Genomic DNA, 18133 nt, shown 5'->3' on the forward strand with positions numbered 1-18133 from the left:
GTTCACCGGCACGCCGCTGGCCTGGCTGGTGCAGCAGTCGTCCTGGCGCATGGGGTTTGGCGTGCTGGCGGGGCTGGCTGCGTTGGCCTGGCTGCTGATCTTCTGGAAGGTGCACGAGCCCCCACAGCCCGCGCACAGCGCGGTGCCGCGCGAATCGGTCGGCGCGGCAGTGCGCGGCTTTGGCGCACTGTTTTTGCTGCCGCACACGGCCGGCATCATGCTGCTGGCGCTGATGACCTATGCCTCGTTCCTCACGCTGCGCGGGTTGTGGCTGGGGCCGCTGCTCATCGAGCGGCACGGCTACAGCCTGGTGGCCAGCGGCAACGTGGCCATGCTGTCGTCACTGGTGTCGCTGTTCACCCCGGCGTACTTCGGGCGGATGGACCCGGGGCCCGGTCGGCGGCGGCGCTGGCTGGTGGGCTTTACGCTGCTGCTGGCCGGGCTGTTCGCGGCCATCGGCTTTCTGCGCGCCGAATGGCTGGACGTGGGGGGCTCGATTGCCGTGGGCCTGCTGTCGGGCTACATGGTGCTGCAATACGCCGATGTGCGCTCGTCCTACCCGGCAGCGATGACCGGGCGGGCCATGGCCGTGTTCACCATGGCCCTGTTTTTGGGCGTGGCGCTGATGCAGTGGGTGACGGGCCTGGCCGCCTCGCTGGCCGCTGCGCGGGGGGCCGATCCGTATGTGGCGGTGATGCTGACCATTGCCGGCATGCTGGCGGCGGGGGTTGTGGCCTTTGCGCGCCTGCCAGGCCCCGCCCCGGCCGCCGGGCACCCGCGCGATCCCGCATGCGCAGGCCATTAAAATAGCCCCCTGCGCTTTCGCATCAGGCGCATACAGCTATTAAAAATATAGCAACCAGCCCCGCCATGGGCGCTGGTTGCCCAGACGCAGGCCTGCGCGCCACCCCCACGATGCAAACTTTCAACGGGCTTGAAATGGCCCACCTTCAACCGCTGTATGCGCGGCTTGCCGACCGCCCTGCGCTGCTGGCGAAGCTGCAGGCCCAATGGGGCCTGCGCAGCGTGGCCGGACAGGGCAAAGACCTGATGGCAACGTCTTCGCTGTTGGATCTGTTCGAAATGCTGTATGCCGAAGGCGAACCCCATGTCGGCGCCTGGCTTGCGCTGCAATCGGACCTGAGCACCGGCCATGGCATTGCCTACTACCTGCGCAGCTGCGCCACGCTGGAGGCTGCGCTGCACGAGATCGTGCGCCTGCGCAGCCGCCTGCTGCCCGACGGCGAGTTCGGCATGCACAAGGATGGCCAGCAACTGCGCCTCTTCATGCGCCCGCACTACCAGGCCCGGCGGCTGGGCCGGCAGCTGCGCTACGAGGCTGGCGTGGCCTGGCTGATCTGCCTGCTGTCGCACTGCGCGGCGCGCCCCCTGCGGCCGCAGGCCATTGAACTCATGACACCAGAGACCGCGCAGGCGGGGCAACTGGCGGCGCTGTTCGGCGTGATGCCGCACTTTGACAGGGATGAGTTCGCGGTCTGCTACCCGGCCGAAATGCTGAGCCTGCCCCTGCCCGGCAGCAACCCGGCCCTGCTCGCGGCCCTGCGGCCCTCGCTCGACTACCTGCTGCCCCCCATCCGCCACGGCGTCAGCACCACAGAGCGGCTGCGCCAGTGGCTCCATGCCCTGGCCGACCCCAGCCGGGCCAGCCAGACGAGTGCAGCCCGCGCGTTCAATTGCGGCACCAGTTCGCTGCGGCGGCGCCTGGCCAGCGAAGGCAGCTCCTTCTCGGCGCTGCTGCAGGCCGACCGGCGCGCCCGCGCGCTGCAGTGCCTGGCCTACGGCGAGGACAGCATCGATGTGGTCGCCCGGCACCTGGGCTATGCCGACCGGACCACGCTGGAACGCGCCTTCCTCGGCTGGTTTGCCTGCCGCCCGGTGCAACTGCGCGGCGAGCTGGCGGCCGCCTGGCCCGACATGGCGCAGCGCAGGGCTGCCCTGGAGGCCGTGGACACCACCTTGCCTTGCGACGACGCTGCGGCCTGGCTGGCAGCCGCAGCCACCGTGGAGCCCCGGCCCCAAGCCAGCGTGCGCGGGCCGCGCCTGGCCGCGCTGCTGCTGTGCGCAGCCGGCGCGCCAGCCGCCAGCATCCGGCGCATGCGCATGGCGCCGGAGCCCTCCTGACGCACAGGCTCCCCAGCCACGCCAGGCGGCGGGCCCGCACCGGGCTCAGCCTGGCGGCATGCCCGGCCCGTCCAGGGGGGCGATGAAAGAGTCGTACTGCTGCCAGGTCCCCGCGTAAAACGCGTTCTCCGGCTGCCCCTCCTCGGCGGCGTAGAGGATCTCGTTCGCGCCATCGGCCGGCGGCGGGTCGCCACGCAGCATGTGGCGCCTGCTGTTGATCGCGGCATGCAGCTTCCAGCGTGCCGCGCTGACGTCGGTAGGGTGCTCGGGAGAGCCCCCCGTGGCGGAGCCTTCATCACCGAGCAGCTCCAGGCGGATTTCCTCCACCGTCGGCAGGCGGTCCGCCACCACCACGCTGTAGGCAATGGAGCAGCGCGACAGCAGCGCCCGCCGGAACTGGCGGTGGCTGCGCGGCAAGCCCGGGCCATCCTGGAACAGGTCTATGCAAGCCACCACATGGCCATCGGCCGTGCACACGGTGAAGGTGCAGTACATGCCCCGCAGCAGCGGGTGCCAGCGCAGCCCCCCTTCCCGCGACGGCGCCCGCGTGAAACAGGTCACCGGCGTTTTCAGCAGGATCTGGTGGCCATCGAACGCCTGCAGCAGCCAGCGCCAGACCTTGCGTTCCTCGGCATTGGCCACGGCGCGCGCCTGCAACGGCCACCGCGTGGGCAGGCGCAGGCTGCGTGCCGCAGACCGCCCCAGCCACCACCGGCAGGCCAGTGCGCCGCCGCCCCCACCCAGCACAGCGGCCACCGACATCGCCATCGCCATCCCGTCAAGACTGGGGATCATGCCGCCTCCTGCGGATGGAGGCGGCCCCGCCCGGCCCGGATCAGAACGGATAGGCCGGTGCCTGGCCTTCCACGTTGACCCATTGGCCGGTCGCAAAGCGATTGCTCTTGCCCGCTGCCATGGCATAGAAACTCCGGTCGGCCTCGGGCAGCTTCAGGTCTGCGACCGAGTCCAGCGCCTTCTGGCTCACGGGCAGGCCATACATCGCAAAAATCTTGCGCAGGTCTTTGCCGATGATCTTCGAGCTGAGCACAAACAGCAGGTCCTGGTTGCTGATCTTGTTGTCGGTGAAGCGGCTCATGCCGTACTTGCCCGGGTTGGCCGCATCCCAGGCCTTGGCCACCAGGCGGTCGCCCTTGGTCAGCAGGTTGTGGTATTCCAGCGCGGTGGCAGCCGTCGGCTGGGCCATGCCCAGGCGCTCCTTGGTGTACAGGAAGGACAGCTGCATCCAGAACGCCATCTTGGCCGTGGGCTCACCGCCCCAGAAGCGCGCCTCCATGTCGCTGCGCAAGGCCTCGCCATTGAGGTTCGTGGCGCGGTTGGCCAGAATGTGCTGGTACAGCGCGGGATGGCCGGTCCGGTTGCCGTTCTCGTCCAGCCCCAGCAGCGCATAGGTCCGGAAGGTCTGGGCCACGGCCAGATTGTTGTTGTCGCATTCGGCCACGCAGCCGTGGTTGCTGCCGAAGTCCATGTGCATCACCCGCTGCACGGTGTTGTGGCCCAGTTCATGCGCCCACCCCCAGCCCAGCCCGATGCCTGCAAAGCCATCGGACGGATTGCCCGAGCAAAGGTAGCCACAGGTGGCGATCCAGCCAACGAAATGCTGCACGCCCGGGGCCCGGTGCAAAGGGCCATCGCAGGTCCAGCCCAGGCTGTCGCAAAGGGTCTTCACGTTGGGCATCAGCGGCAGGTTGCTGTAACCGTTGGCGATGTGGTTGGTATCGAAGAGGATTCCCTTGAGCTCGTCCAGCACATATGTCCGGGGGCTCTTGGCGCCAATGACCGATTTGGCATAGCCAATGGTCTGCTGGATTTCTCCCCCCACGAACTTGGCCGTCATCCAGCCAAAATCCTGGCGCGCCACGGCTGCGGCCGCTTCGGCAACCTCTGCATCGCTGGGCGTGGCACCGCTGAAATCAAAGTGCGCGTACTTGGCACCGCCCTGGATGCGCAGCTTGACCGTGCTGCCTCCCGTGGCCCCGCTGTAGTTCAGGAACAGCGGACCGCCAAAGGGGGTCACAAAGGCCGTGGCCTTGCCGCGAGGGAGTGGCACGGCAAAGGACTGCGGCCGGCGCGGGTGTGCGTATGTGGCGTCAAACGGGCTGCCCGCTGTGCGGATGTGGCTGGTCTGGATGCCGTAGCTGCTGCCGTCGGCGGCCTCCACGATCTCGATCGTGAGGGGTTTGCCCGGCAGCGCGGCACGGCCTATGGCGGTTTTCCCGCTGGCTTGCGCGATGGTGACGGTCACCACCTCGTCGGCCACCACGGGCAGGCTTTGCGCCGCGACGGGCATGTAGCCCCCCTGGCCCTTGGGCGACACGGTGGTGGCGCTGCGGCTGTAGTTCGTCCACGAATCGGAGGCATAAGCGCGCAAGAAGGCCGCAGAGCTGCCGGTCTTGCTCAGGCCCCGGCCATACTCGATGTGGGGCCGCCACAGGTCCGCCCACAGCACCAGCAGCCGGTACAGCTCGGTATCGGCGCTGCCAAACAAGGCATCCCCGCGCCCATCGAATCCGGCCAGGTCGTTGTGGATCTTGTCGATCGGCGCCGTCGGCGCCCGGTCGGTGCTGAAGTCGTAGACCAGGCTGTCGTTGGCCAGCATGCGCAGGGCACTGGGCAGGTTGCCGATCTGGTCACTCTTGGCCAGGCTTTGCTCGGCCGTGCGGGCCTGGCCCACACTGACCCCTGCGGCCCCGGCAAAGTAGTTGCCGGGATAGCCGCCCAGCGTCATGCCCATGGCCACCAGGACCTGGCGGCCGCCGGCCGACTCCGTCCAGTTGTTGTGCATGTAGATCACGGCCTTGCCCGCGGCCAGGTACTTGCCAACCAGCGCCGTCAGGCCGGGGTCGGCCTTGACGCCGGCGCCAAAGACCAGCAGGTCGGCCTGCTGCCAGCAGGTGTTGGCGGCGTTGGCAATATCGCAGGCGATTTCCTGGCCCTGCTTGCCCGTTGTGGCGATGTACTTCTTGACCGTGGCGGCGGTGTAGCCCGCCGTGCCGAAGGAAATGCTGGCGGGCAAGGCGGCATTGGCATCCCCCCGCATCAACCAGGTGAAGGCGCGCCGGAACAGCGGCGCATGCTGGGCCTCGCGGGTGCCATTGGCCATCCAGTCCAGCACATTGGCGCCATACGCCAGGCCCCGGCCCGTCTGCACCTCCGACACGGCGGCCATGCCGCTGTTGTTGTCGCTGAGGATGAACGGCGCCACCAGGACGGAGGCCGACGGCGTGGTGGCCATGGGCGTGATGGTGGCGCTCGATGTGGTGTGGTTCAGGGACAGATCCACCAGCGTCTCGCCGCCCCGGTAGATGTTGGCCACGATGCCGGTCTGCCGGGTTTGCAGCTGCACGGCCAGGCGGGTCGCGCGCTCCAGCAGGGTCAGGGCGTCGGCGGGCTGCAGCGGGCGGGGGTCGCCGGACTGGAGCGCTTGCGCAATCCTGTCGGTGGGCACCGGAGCCGGAGCCGGAGCCGGTGCTGGTGCTGGTGCTGGTGCTGGTGCTGGTGCCGGTGCCGGTGCTGGGGCCGGTGCCGGTGCTGGGGCCGGGGTGGGATCAGGCACCGGTGCGGGGGTGGGCCCAGGCGCCGGGGCCGGATCGGGCGTTGGCGCGGTGCCGGGCTCCCGGGGATGCTCCGGCTCGGCATTGCTCCCGGGGCCGGGCGCAGGAAGGGTGCCCGAGGGCGGTTCGGTGCCAGGCGCGGCGCCATCGGGGGTATCGCCTTTTCCGCCGCCGCAGGCGGTCAGAACCATGGTCAAAAGCAAGGGGACAAGCTTGTGTGCCTGCATGGGGTGGAAAATCCTGTGTGCTGAAAAGTGGGGGTGCGAAAGCCGGTCTCTGCCGCTTCTTTCTGTTTCTTTTTTCTGTCTGGAGGGGCGCGCCAACGCCAGGCGGCGATGCCTGCGGGCGCAACACCCCATCCGACGGCCGCGAAGGCTACCAACCCCGATCCCGGGCGCCAATGGCAATAGCGCTCAGGGTCACCACATCGGATGCACGCGGGCGCCGGGAGCGCCTTGCGGCCTCCAGCCCGCGGATATATTCGCCGCTCGATTGGCACGGAGAGACTGGTTTGAATTCAACGCATCCCGCAGGCGTTGCGCTTGAAATGCGCTGGCTGCAGCCGCTCTATCACCGCCTGTCCGGCCGGCCCGAACTGCTCCACGCGCTGGAGCAGGAGACCGGCCTGCGCAGAACCGACCCAAGCGACCGCAGCCTGCTCGACCATGCGTCGCTGTGCCATCTCCTCGAACAACTTCACGCGGCCGGCGAGCCCCACGCCTGCGCCTGGCTGGCGCTGCAGTTCGACGCCAGCGTTGGCAGCGGCCAGGTGTACTTCCTGCGCAGTTGCGCCCAGCTGCGCGAGCTGCTGGCCGAGCTGATGACCAACCAGCCGCTCATGCTGCCCTTGGGCTATTTTGGTTTCTTCATCGACCTGGGCGCCGACAGCTTCGAGCTGCGCCTGCAGCCGTACCGCCCCCCGGCACGGCTCGCCGAGCAACTACTCGCGGAAGGCGCGCTGGCCTGGCTCAAGCGCATCCTCGACCTGAGCCTGTCGATCTGCACCGTGCCGATGGCGGCCCGTTCGATGGCGCCACCGGCCCCCTGCGCCGAGCCGCTGGAGGCCCTGCTGGGCGCCCCGGTGCAGTTCGGCGCACCCCATGGCACCTTGCGCTACCCGGCCCGCCTGCTCGACCAGGCGCTGCCCGGCGGCAACCCCCGCATCAAGCATGCGATGCGCGCAGGCTTTGTCGCCCAGCTGCGCAACAGCGATGCGCCGCGCCCCCTGAGCCGCAGGCTGATCGGCTGCCTGCTGACGCACGACGGTGCCGGCGCCGGGCGCGCCAGCATCGAGGGCATGGCATCGCGGCTGGGCTTGTCCGGCAGGGAGATGCGCCGCCAGCTGATGGCCGAAGGCATGCGCTTTGCCGAGATCCACAACGCCCACCGGCGGCGCCAGGCGTTCCAGCTGCTGGTCCAGGAAGGCGCGCCGGTAGAGGCCGTGGTGCGCAGCCTCGGCTATGCCAGCCGGGCCTCGCTGGAACGCGCCTTTGCCACCTGGTTCGACACCACGCCCGCCCTCGCCCGCCAAGCCCGCCTGCAACTGGCGGCCCTGGCCATCGACGAGGACTGGAGCGACCCGGTGCCGCTGCTGCGCATGCTGCCGCCCTCCATCCATGGGCCCGTGGATGCGGCGGCCTGCCTGCAAGACCTGGAGCAACCTGCCACCCCCATCCTGCAGGCCTATCTGCTGGGCCTTGCCAACCGGGCCGAATACGGCGGCCACATGCTCGACGACGCCAGCGGCCTGGCGGGCCAGCTGCGCCCCGCCCGCCTGGGCCAGCTGGTTCAGGGGCTGCAACTGCAGGCGGGCCCCGGGCGGCCGGTGGCCGCCTTGGAGCCCTTGTGGCATGCCCGCTTGGCCGCATTGGCCCGCCTGCCAGGGCTTCCGTGGTTCGATGCGCTCAGCGCCGATGAGCAGCGGCGCACCCGGCAGGACCTGGCCCGGTATGAGCTGGGCGCGCTGTTGATGTACCGGCTGGTGGGCGCACCCTATGGCCGCCTGCTGGGCGAGGCCGCAGCCTGGCCCCGCGCCCGCGTGCTGGAGCAGGAGCGCCTGCACTTCGGGCTGGACCGGCATGTGGCCGGCGCCATGCTGCTGTCCGCCTGGGGCCTGCCACGCCGCGTGATCCACACACAGCGCGCAGCCAGCCATCCGGCCACCCCCGCTGCCAGGCGGCTCGCCGCCTTGTACGAGCCTCCGGGGTCCCCGTAAGAACAGGTTTACGATTTTTTCAGGCCCCACGCGCCTGCGCACGGAGCCCCGCTAGCCTGGGCGGGCAGACGGCCATGCCCACGCCCGCCACGCGCCACCACTGCAGCACGCCAAACAGCAGCTCGAACGCGGTGAAGCCCAGCACGATGGCATTGGCCCCGTGCGCCACGGCGTAGACCTGCCAGGCGGCAAACAAAAAGCGCGCCACACCGTCCAGCCGCCCCAGCAGCAGCGACGGCGCCACGATGCGCGCCACCGACCACACCACCACCACCGAGCCGAGCAGGTTGGCCAGCAGCATGTGCGTGGTGTCAAGGGGGTGCAGCGTGCCCGGCAGCGCGAGCGCCTGGGCCAGCAGGTTCAGCTGGGCGTAGAGCCAGGCAAAGGTCCAGGGCAGGGCAAACGGCCAGGTGACGAGCAGGTCGTACCAGCCACTGGCGCGCACGATGCGCAGATAACGGCTGGAAGCGAAAGCGGGGATGTGCATGACAAGAAACCTCTGTGAATGGATCAATGAGGCCCCGAGCTTCCACCTTGAAGTACGCTTCAGGGTCAAGCACTTTGTGACTTTGTGGAGGGAACGCGCCATGCGGATTGGAGAACTGGCCACCGCCTCGGGCCTGAGCCGTGAGGCGCTGCGTTTTTATGAACAGCAGGGCCTCATCCGCGCGCGGCGCCTGGCCAACGGTTACCGCGACTACCCGCCCGAGGTGGTGGCGCTGGTGCAGTACATCCGCACGGCGCAGCGGCTGGGCTTCACGCTGGCAGAAATTGGCGACCGCCTGCCGGGCATCTGGGACGCCCCCGACCCCGGCCCGCTGCTGAACCAGGTGCTGGCCAGCAAGCTCGGCGAGATCGACGCGCGCATTGCGGCCCTGCAGGCCCTGCGCCAGACGCTGGCCGAACGCGTGGCCACCGATTGCCCGTTGCGCGGCACCGGCCCCCTCCCGGGCGCCGCCTAGATCTGCCTTAAAAGAGCCCTATCGGTCGTCCATCATGCCCAATCAGCTATCAAATAAGTAGCACAAAGGCATCCCGCCACCCTCCCCTTCACGCCGCAGGCGCGGGCACCGTGTGCAACAGCACCGGATGGTTGCCATCGGCGTCCACCCCTTCGATCTGTACGCCAAAGCCCCACAGGCGCGCCACATGCTTGAGCACCTCCTGCGTGTCCTCGGCCAGCGGGCGGCCCTTGTACTGGGTGTGGCGCAGGGTCAGGCTGCGGTCGCCGCGCAGGTTCACGTTCCACACCTGGATGTTGGGCTCGCGCGTGCCCAGGTCGTACTGCTGCGACAGGATCTGGCGCAGATTGCGGTAGCCGCTTTCGTCGTGGATCTCGCTGACCAGCAGCTCGCTCTGGCCGGGGTCGTCGTGCAGGGCAAACAGGCGCATCTCGCGCATCAGGTGCGGGCTCAGGTACTGGCCGACAAAGCTCTCGTCCTTGAAGTTGCGCATGGCATGGTCCAGCGCGGGCAGCCAGGGCATACCGGCCATGTCAGGGAACCAGCGCCGGTCTTCCGCCGTGGGGTTCTGGCAGATGCGCTGGATGTCGCGGTACATGGCAAAACCCAGCGCATAGGGGTTGATGCCGCTGTAGGCGCGGTGCCCCACGGGCGGCTGGAAGACCACGTTGGTGTGCGAGCCCAGCCATTCGATCATCACGCCGTCGCTCAGGTGCCCTTCGTCGTACAGCGTGTTCAGCAGCGTGTAGTGCCAGAAAGTGGCCCAGCCTTCGTTCATGACCTGGGTCTGGCGCTGGGGGTAGAAATACTGCGCGATCTTGCGCACGATGCGCGCGATCTCGCGCTGCCAGGGCTCCAGCAGGGGCGCGTTCTTCTCGATGAAGTACAGGATGTTTTCCTGCGGCTCCTGCGGAAAGCGGTTGTGCTCCGGCACGGCTCCGTCCTTGCCAGGGCGCATGGGCAGGGTGCGCCACAACTCGTTGACCTGCTGCTGGGCGTAGGCCTCGCGCTGCGCGCGTTCGAGCCGCTCGCGCGCCAGGTTCTTCTTGGAGGGGCGGCGGTAGCGGTCCACCCCAAAGTTGGCCAGCGCGTGGCAGGAGTCAAGGATGCGCTCCACCTCGTCGAAACCGTAGCGTTCCTCGCACTGGGCCACGTAGTCCTTGGCATAGACCAGGTAGTCGATGATGCTGGACGCATCGGTCCACATGCGAAACAGGTAGTTGCCCTTGAAGAAGCTGTTGTGCCCGTAGGCCGCATGGGCAATCACCAGCGCCTGCATGGCGGTGGTGTTCTCCTCCATCAGGTAGCTGATGCAGGGGTTGGAGTTGATGACGATCTCGTAGGCCAGCCCCATGTGGCCGCGCCGGTAGCGCCGCTCGGTGGCCAGAAACTCTTTGCCATAGCTCCAGTGCCGGTAGTTCACCGGCATGCCCACGCTGGAGTAGGCGTCCATCATCTGCTCGGCGGTGATGATTTCGAGCTGGTTGGGGTAGGTGTCGAGGCCAAAGCGCTCGGCCGTGGCGGCGATGGCCGCGTGGTAGCGCTCGATCAGCTCGAAGGTCCAGTCGCTCGGGTCGGGCAGCGGCTGCGCGGGCCGCGCCCCGGCCGGCAAGGGCTGCTCGGGCACCGCATGGTGGCGGCGCTCGCCCATGGCGGCGGCCTTCCAGGGGTTGTCGTGGATGCGGCGCTCCAGCACCGGGTACTGCGCCATATTGCTCATAGCTGCACCCCTTCCTTTTTGAAGAGGTCGCGGAACACGGGGTAGATGTCGCCCGGCCCGGAGACCTTGCGCATGGCGAAGTGCGAGAACAGCGGCTGCAGCTGGCTGTATTCGTCCCACAGGTTCTGCTCTTCCTCGGCCACCTGCACATAGGCAAAGTAGCGCACCAGCGGCAGGATGCGGTCCACCAGCAGGTTGCGGCAGTTGCCGCTGTCATTGGTGAAGTTGTCGCCGTCGCTGGCCTGGGCCACGTAGATGTTCCAGTCGCCCGTGGGGTAGCGCGCACGGATGATCTGGTCAAGCAGCACCAGCGCGCTGCTGACCACCGTGCCCCCGCTTTCGGTGGAGTGGAAGAACTGCTCCTCGCTCACCTCGGCGGCCTGGGTGTGGTGGCGGATGAAGACGATGTCGATCTTCTCGTAGTGCCGCGTGAGGAACAGGTACAGCAGGATGAAGAAGCGCTTGGCCAGGTCCTTGCGCGCCTCGTCCATGGAGCCCGAGACATCCATCAGGCAGAACATCACCGCCTGGCTGTTGGGCACCGGCACCTGGATGCGGGCGCGAAAGCGCAGGTCGATGGGGTCGAGGTACGGGATGCGGCCAATGCGCACCTGGAGCTCATCGATGCGGCGCTGCAGCTCGGCCACCGCCTCGCTGGTGCCGTCGTCCTGCGCCAGCAGGGCATCGAGCTCGTCCTGCAGCGCCAGCAGCTCCCGGTGCGGGGCCTTGCCCAGGGCAATGCGCCGCCCCAGCGCCCCCAGCATGGTGCGCAGCACCGCCAGGTTGTTGGGAATGCCGTCCTGGCTGTAGCCCGCGCGGCGCGACTTCCACAGCGGGTTCTCGCCGATGTGCGTGCGCAGCAGGCGCGGCAGCGCAAGGTCGTCGAAGAAGATCTGCATGAACTCTTCCTTGGTCAGCGTGAAGGTGAAGTCGTCCTCGCCTTCGCCGCCATCGCTGGCCTGCGAGCCGCGCCCGCTGCCCCCTTTGGGCCGCTCAATGCGGTCGCCGCGCACATGCTCTGCATTGCCCGGGTGCACCACGTCGCGGATGCCGCCCTGGCCGTGGCGGAACACCGGCTCGCCGATGTCCTTGCGTGGAATGGTGATGTTCTCGGCCTGCTCGATGTCGCGGATGCCGCGCTGCGACACAGCACGGCGCACGCTGTCCGCAATCTGCTCCTTGAAGCGGCGGACAAAGCGCTCGCGGTTGCCCACGGACTTGTTCTTGCCTGCGAGCCTGCGGTCGATGATTTGTAGTGCCATCCCCTTGCTCCCATGCATGGACCGGCGCTCCAGCGGGTGCGCTGGCAACCCCATCTCTTCTTAGCTGCTCTTGCGAACGCGCAAGTACCACTCGCACAACAGCCGCACCTGCTTGGGGGTGTAGCCCTTGTTCACCATGCGGGTGACAAAGTCCTCGTGCTTGCGCGCCTCCTCGGCACTGGCCTTGGCGTTGAAGCTGATGACCGGCAGCAGCTCTTCGGTGTTGGAGAACATCTTCTTCTCGATCACCAGGCGCAGCTTCTCGTAGCTGGTCCAGCTGGGGTTGTTGCCCTGGTTGTTGGCACGCGCGCGCAGCACGAAGTTGACGATCTCGTTGCGGAAGTCCTTGGGGTTGGCAATGCCGGCGGGCTTTTCGATCTTCTCCAGTTCGGCATTGAGCGCGCCGCGGTCAAACACCTCGCCGGTGTCGGTGTCGCGGTACTCGTTGTCCTGGATCCAGTAGTCCGCATAGGTCACGTAGCGGTCGAAGATGTTCTGGCCGTACTCGCTGTAGCTTTCCAGGTAGGCGGTCTGGATTTCCTTGCCGATGAACTCGGCATAGCGCGGCGAGAGGAACTCCTTGATGTAGCCGGTGTACTTGGTTTCCAGCTCGGCGGGGAACTGCTCGCGCTCGATCTGCTGCTCCAGCACATACATCAGGTGCACCGGGTTGGCCGCCACCTCGGCGCTGTCGAAGTTGAACACCTTGGACAGGATCTTGAACGCAAAGCGCGTGGAGATGCCGGTCATGCCCTCGTCCACGCCCGCGTAGTCGCGGTACTCCTGGTAGCTCTTGGCGCGCGGGTCGGTGTCCTTCAGGCTCTCGCCGTCGTAGACCTGCATTTTGCTGAGGATGCTGGAGTTCTCGGGCTCCTTCAGGCGCGTGAGGATGGCGAACTGCGCCATCATCTTGAGCGTGCCCGGCGCACACACGGCCTTGCCCAGCGAGGATTCGCGGATCAGCTTTTCGTAGATGCGGGTCTCTTCGCTCACGCGCAGGCAGTAGGGCACCTTGACGATGTAGATGCGGTCCAGGAAGGCCTCGTTGTTCTTGTTGTTGCGAAAGGCCTTCCACTCGCTCTCGTTGCTGTGGGCCAGCACCACGCCATCGAACGGAATGGCGCCGAAGCCCTCGGTGCCCTTGTAGTTGCTCTCCTGCGTGGCGGTGAGCAGCGGGTGCAGCACCTTGATGGGCGCCTTGAACATTTCCACGAATTCGAGCAGCCCCTGGTTGGCCAGGCACAGGCCGCCGCTATAGCTGTAGGCGTCGGTATCGTCCTGGGCAAAGGTTTCGAGCTTGCGGATGTCCACCTTGCCCACCAGGCTGGAGATGTCCTGGTTGTTCTCGTCGCCCGGCTCTGTCTTGGCAATGCCCACCTGCTTGAGCACGCTGGGATAGCGCTTCACCACACGGAACTGGCGGATGTCGCCGCCGAACTCGTCGAGCCGCTTCACGGCCCAGGGCGAGAGCACGCGCTGCAGGTAGCGCCGGGGAATGCCGAACTGCTCCTCCAGCACCGGGCCATCCTCCAGCGCATCGAACAGGCCCAGCGGCGATTCATTGACCGGCGAGCCCTTGAGCGCATAGAACGGCACCTTCTGCATCAGGACCTTGAGCCGCTCGGCGATCGAGCTTTTGCCACCGCCCACGGGCCCCAGCAGGTAGAGGATCTGCTTGCGCTCTTCCAGCCCCTGCGCAGCATGGCGGAAGAAGCTCACCACCTGCTCGATGGAGTCTTCCATGCCATAGAACTCGACAAAGGTGGGGTAGCGCTTGATGACCTTGTTGGCAAACAGGCGCGACAGGCGCGGGTCGTTGCGCGTGTCCACCATCTCGGGCTCGCCAATGGCGGCCAGCATGCGCTGGGCGGCCGTGGCGTAGGCCATGGGATCACGCTTGCACTCGGCGAGGTACTCGTCGATCGACATTTCCTCTTCGCGGCTACGGGCGTAACGCGCGGCGAAACTGCTGATGGCATCCATACGACCTCCTGTGGCGGCACCCCCGGCGGGCTCGGGAAGTGCCACGGTGTTGCAATGGGAATCGCGACCGGCTTGGCCCTTTGTAGCACCACGGCCTGCGCTTGAACAGCGAATTCGTGGACACATCCGTTGCCTTTTTGGTGCTTTGCACACACACCGATAGAGCGTGGCACACTGCGCAAAGTTCACCCCGCCCTGCCCCTGCAAGGGTTGCCCCGCACAGGGAATGTCCTGACAACCCGCAGGCCCTTTTCACCTCCCCTGCGAAGTCGCGGGCCGGGCGTTGCTCGGCGGGCCGGCCCCGCCACCCCACACATCACAAAGCGCTGGCGCCAGCGCCATCGCCCCGGTACAGCCAGGGCACATCCAGCACCCGCTCGCCCAGCAGGCGCAAGGACAGGTCGCGCCCCCAGCGCACGGGCCCGGTGGCGTGGAAGATGCGGCCATTGCGGATGGAGCGTGCCTGCACCCGCGCGTTGCGCTGCCAGCGATTCAGCGCGTAGCGGGTGAGGCGCAGCGGCACCTCCAGGTCGTGCATGGCCAGCGCGCGCTGCAGCTCGGCGGCGTCCTCGATGGCCATGCCGGCGCCCTGGGCCAGATAGGGGCGCATGGGGTGGGCGGCGTCGCCCAGCAGGCCCACCAGGCCCCGGGCCATCTCGTCGGCGCTGCGCACGGGCGGGCGGTCGCACAACGGCCACAGGCGCCAGCCTGCCGGGGCGTGATCGCTCACACCGCGCACCATGTCCTGCAGGGCGGTGCAGGTGCCCTGCAGCGCGTGGTCCAGGCCCGCCGCATTGGCGGCGTGGTCCCAGTTCTCCAGGTCCTGCGGTGCGGGGCCCTGCACGATGACGACGATGTTCTGCAGCTCGCCCCGGCGCACGGGGTACTGCACCGCATGCAGGCGCGGGCCCAGCCAGGCCGTGACCTGGGTGGTGCGCAGCGCCTGGGGCAGCGCCTGCTGCGGCACCAGCGCACGGTAGGCCAGGTGGCCCGTCACGCGCGGCGGCACCCCACCCCCCATATTCGCCAGCAATTGGGTGCGCGTGCGGCTCCACAGGCCATCGGCGCCGATCAGCGCATCGCCCTCCACCTCCTTGCCCCGGCTGGTGCGCACGGTGACCACGTCACCGTTGTCGGTAAAACGATCAATGGCGTGGTCCAGGTGCAGCTGTGCGTCGGTGCCCTGCGTCAGCCCCTGCAGCAGCAGGCCATGCAGGTCAGCGCGGTGGATGGTGGCATAGGCCGCGCCATAGCGCTCGACCGCCGTAGGGCCCAGCGGCAACACAGCCAGTTCGCGGCCGCTCACGGCATTGCGCACCTGCAGGCGGCCCGGAAAGGCCGCCACCGCCTGCAATGCCTGCTGCAGCCCCCAGGCCTGCAGGCGGCGCACCACATTGGGGCCGATCTGCACGCCAGCGCCCACTTCGCTGAACGCGGCAGCGCGCTCGTACAGCCGCACCTCCCAGCCCGCGCGCGAGGCGCCCAACGCAGCGGCCAGGCCGCCGATGCCGCCACCGGCGACCAACACCTGCTTTTTCATCGCCGGGCCGCCCCAAGATGAAAAGCGGCCCCCTCGGGGGGCAGCGACCACATGAAGTGGGGAGCGTGGGGGTCAAACGTCATGAATGGATTGTCGCGCGCCGGAACGGGCCGCCATTTGTCATAGCGCAGGCCGCAGCGCCCGCTCCAGCACCTCGGGGGGCATGGGGCGGCCAAACAGGTAGCCCTGGAAGGCCTTGCAGCCGTAGCGCTGCAGAAATTCGAGCTGGCCCGTGGTCTCCACCCCCTCGGCCACCACGGCCAGGTCCAGGCTGTCGGCCAGGGCCAGGATGGTGCGCACGATGGCCGCGTCGTTGGGGTCGGTCTGCAGGTCGCGCACAAAGCTCTGGTCGATCTTGAGCTGATCGAGCGGCAGGCGCTTGAGGTAGCTGAGCGAGGAGTAGCCCGTGCCAAAGTCATCGAGCGAAAAGCCCACGCCATAGCGACGCAGATGCTCCATGCGCGCAATGATGTCCTCGACATCGGCCATCAGCAGGCTCTCGGTGAGTTCGAGCTTGAGGCGCTCGGGGTTGGCGCCCGTGGCGTCCAGCGCCCCCAGCACCTGTTCCACAAAATCAGGCTGGCGAAACTGCCGCACGCTCACGTTCACCGACAGGAAGAACTGGCGCGTGAGCGAGCTGCGCGACCAGGCCACGAGCTGCGCACACGCGGCTTCCAGCACCCACTGGCCCAGCGGCAGGATCAGCCCGGTCTGCTCTGCCAGCGGGATGAACTCGGCCGGCGACACCATGCCCCGGCGCGGGTGGCGCCAGCGCACCAGCGCCTCGGCGCCCTGCAGGCGGCCCTTGCCGTCCACCACGGGCTGGTAGTACAGCACCAGCTCCTTTTCCTGCAGGCCCCGGCGCAGGTCGGCCTCCAGGGCCGAGCGGTTGCTCACGGCGGCCTGCATGTCGGGGTCGAAAAAGCGCTGGGTGTTGCGGCCTGCGGCCTTGGCCTGGTACATGGCCAGGTCGGCGTGCTTGAGAAGTTCGTCCACGCTGGCGGTCTGCCGCCCGAACAGCGCGATGCCGATGCTGGGCGTGCTGTGGTGGCTGGCGTCGCCCAGCGCATAGGGCTTGCCCAGCGTGGTGGCAATGTGGCTGGCCACCAGCGCGGCCTCGGCGCAGGCATGGTCGGCATCGGGGCTGAGGCCCTCCACCAGCACCACGAACTCGTCCCCGCCAAAGCGGGCCACCGTGTCGGCCTCGCGCACGCAGGCCTTCAGGCGCTGCGCCACCTGCAGCAGCAGCTGGTCGCCGGTGTCATGGCCCAGGGTGTCGTTGAGGTCCTTGAAGTTGTCCAGGTCAATGAACAGCAGCGCGCCCTGGGTGTCCGAACGGGCCACGGCCAGCGTGGCGTGCTGCAGGCGGTCCACCAGCAGGCGGCGGTTGGGCAGGCCGGTCAGGGAGTCGTAGAACGCCAGGCGCTCGATCTGGCTCTCCACCTGCTTGCGCTCGGTGATGTCGCGGCCCACGCCCCGGTAGCCGCGCAGGGTGCCCGTGGCATCGAGCACGGGCACGCCGCTGACCGAGATCCAGTGCATGCTGCCATCCGAACGCCTGCGCTGCAGCTCCAGGTCGCGAAAGGGCTGCTGCGCGGCCAGCACCGCGCGGTGGGCGGCCCAGTCGGCATCGGTCATGTTGAGGGCGCCGATCTCCCAGCGCGTGCGCCCCATCACGTTCGACAGCGGGATGCCGTTCACGCTCAGGTCGCCCGCCAGCTGCACGAAGCGGCCTTCGGCGTCGTGCTCCCAGTACCAGTCGGAGGACAGGTCGCTCAGCGAGCGGAAACGCGCCTCGCTCTCGCGCAGCTCGTTCTCGACGCGCACATAGTCGCTCACGTCGGCAAAGGTGCGCACCAGGCTGCCATCGGCCAGCGTGGTGGTGCGTATCTCGAAGGTGCGGCCCTCGCGTGTGGTGCGCCAATACAGCGCCGGCGCCGAGGACACGGCGCCATGGGCCACATAGTCGTGCCCGCGCCGGTCCACCAGGCTGTAGCCCGTGCCAAAGTCGCCCCGCTCAGCCTGCACCCGGGTCAGGTCGGCCAGCGTGGGGCGTGTGGCCATCAGCGATTCGGGCAGGTTCAGCAGCTCCAGCACGCGCTGGTTGTAGACGGTGATGCGCCCGTCGGGGCCCGTCTTGAAGATGCCCTGGCTCATGCTGGCCAGCGTGGCCTGCAGGGCCGTGCGCTGCTCCTGCAGCATGGTCAGCGCCTCTTGCCAGATGCGGGCATCCACCATGCGCACGGGCTGCCCCTGGCCCTTGGCGTTCTGCATCAGGGCCACCAGGCGGTTGAGCAGCTCGCTCAGGTGCGAGACATCGTCGGGTTCGCGCAGCACATAGTCGCCCAGCCCGCAGCGGAAAGCCCGCGCGGCCAGCGCCTCCTGCTGGGCATCGATGCACATCAGCACCGGACGGCCCGCGCACAGCTCCAGCAGGCCGGGCAGCTCCTGCTCGGATGGCCGCAGGCACATCACCACGGCGTCCCAGGCCTGCGAGGCCAGCGGCGCCATGGCGGTCTCGGGGGTGGGGCTGTTCACCACGCGCCAGCCGGGGTAACGGTCGGCCATGAGCCGCCGCGCGGCCGCCGCGTGTTGCGTGTCAATGTCTACCCACAGGACACCCACATTCGTCATGGCTGGTGCCCTTCCGGCACCGCCACCAAAGCTTGCGACATAAAGCCCAGTTGTTGTTCACGCACAAAAATGTCCATGGGTGCCGGCCGGCCAAACAGATAGC

General features: G+C 68.0%; 12 protein-coding genes. 4 read left to right on the top strand and 8 right to left on the bottom strand.

The genetic code is table 11. From position 1 onward, the window contains the following. Both DBV10_RS21400 and DBV10_RS21405 read left to right on the top strand, forming a co-directional pair. Nucleotides 1-805, top strand: an 805-nt coding sequence (locus DBV10_RS21400; RefSeq protein WP_124515577.1) for an MFS transporter, incomplete at its 5' end; no start/stop codon positions are given. Nucleotides 806-939: 134 nt separating this feature from the next. After that, complete coding sequence (locus DBV10_RS21405) at nucleotides 940-2142, top strand: AraC family transcriptional regulator (protein ID WP_158616839.1); 1203 nt, start codon at nucleotides 940-942, stop codon at nucleotides 2140-2142. Nucleotides 2143-2187: 45 nt separating this feature from the next. Here the strand turns inward: DBV10_RS21405 and DBV10_RS21410 are convergent, their stop codons facing one another. Both DBV10_RS21410 and DBV10_RS21415 read right to left on the bottom strand, forming a co-directional pair. Next, complete coding sequence (locus DBV10_RS21410; RefSeq protein WP_124515579.1) at nucleotides 2188-2937, bottom strand: hypothetical protein; 750 nt, start codon at nucleotides 2935-2937, stop codon at nucleotides 2188-2190. A gap of 40 nt (nucleotides 2938-2977) precedes the next feature. Then, nucleotides 2978-5608 (bottom strand): ImpA family metalloprotease, encoded by a 2631-nt coding sequence (locus tag DBV10_RS21415; RefSeq protein ID WP_199740219.1) that lies wholly within the window; start codon nucleotides 5606-5608, stop codon nucleotides 2978-2980. A gap of 617 nt (nucleotides 5609-6225) precedes the next feature. Here DBV10_RS21415 and DBV10_RS21420 point away from each other — a divergent pair. Then, nucleotides 6226-7929, top strand: a complete 1704-nt coding sequence (locus tag DBV10_RS21420) for a helix-turn-helix domain-containing protein (protein ID WP_158616840.1) — start codon at nucleotides 6226-6228, stop codon at nucleotides 7927-7929. Between the two features lie 19 nt (nucleotides 7930-7948). Here the strand turns inward: DBV10_RS21420 and DBV10_RS21425 are convergent, their stop codons facing one another. Then, the gene (locus DBV10_RS21425; protein ID WP_124515582.1) at nucleotides 7949-8416 is read right to left on the bottom strand and encodes a hypothetical protein; all 468 of its coding nucleotides are present in this window, start codon (nucleotides 8414-8416) and stop codon (nucleotides 7949-7951) included. A gap of 100 nt (nucleotides 8417-8516) precedes the next feature. On the opposite strand from DBV10_RS21425, the gene DBV10_RS21430 reads away from it, so the two are divergent. Then, nucleotides 8517-8891, top strand: a complete 375-nt coding sequence (locus DBV10_RS21430) for a MerR family transcriptional regulator (RefSeq protein WP_124515583.1) — start codon at nucleotides 8517-8519, stop codon at nucleotides 8889-8891. A gap of 88 nt (nucleotides 8892-8979) precedes the next feature. Here the strand turns inward: DBV10_RS21430 and DBV10_RS21435 are convergent, their stop codons facing one another. The 5 genes from DBV10_RS21435 to DBV10_RS21455 form a co-directional block, all read right to left on the bottom strand. Beyond that, entirely contained in the window at nucleotides 8980-10611 is a 1632-nt protein-coding gene (locus tag DBV10_RS21435; protein WP_124515584.1) for a SpoVR family protein, read from the bottom strand. Next, entirely contained in the window at nucleotides 10608-11873 is a 1266-nt protein-coding gene (locus DBV10_RS21440) for a YeaH/YhbH family protein (RefSeq protein WP_124515585.1), read from the bottom strand. The genes DBV10_RS21435 and DBV10_RS21440 overlap by 4 nt, the downstream gene beginning before the upstream one ends. 60 nt (nucleotides 11874-11933) lie before the next feature. Further along, the gene (locus tag DBV10_RS21445; RefSeq protein ID WP_124515586.1) at nucleotides 11934-13856 is read right to left on the bottom strand and encodes a PrkA family serine protein kinase; all 1923 of its coding nucleotides are present in this window, start codon (nucleotides 13854-13856) and stop codon (nucleotides 11934-11936) included. Nucleotides 13857-14172: 316 nt separating this feature from the next. Beyond that, nucleotides 14173-15396 carry an FAD-dependent monooxygenase gene (locus DBV10_RS21450; RefSeq protein WP_124515587.1) on the bottom strand — a complete coding sequence of 408 codons (1224 nt, stop codon included), beginning with the start codon at nucleotides 15394-15396 and terminating at the stop codon, nucleotides 14173-14175. 120 nt (nucleotides 15397-15516) lie between these two features. Beyond that, complete coding sequence (locus DBV10_RS21455) at nucleotides 15517-18030, bottom strand: EAL domain-containing protein (RefSeq protein WP_124515588.1); 2514 nt, start codon at nucleotides 18028-18030, stop codon at nucleotides 15517-15519. Nucleotides 18031-18133 lie beyond the last annotated feature (103 nt).

The sequence above is a fragment of the Acidovorax sp. FJL06 genome (genome assembly GCF_003852545.1).
In the GTDB taxonomy this organism is placed as follows: Bacteria; Pseudomonadota; Gammaproteobacteria; order Burkholderiales; family Burkholderiaceae_C; genus Acidovorax.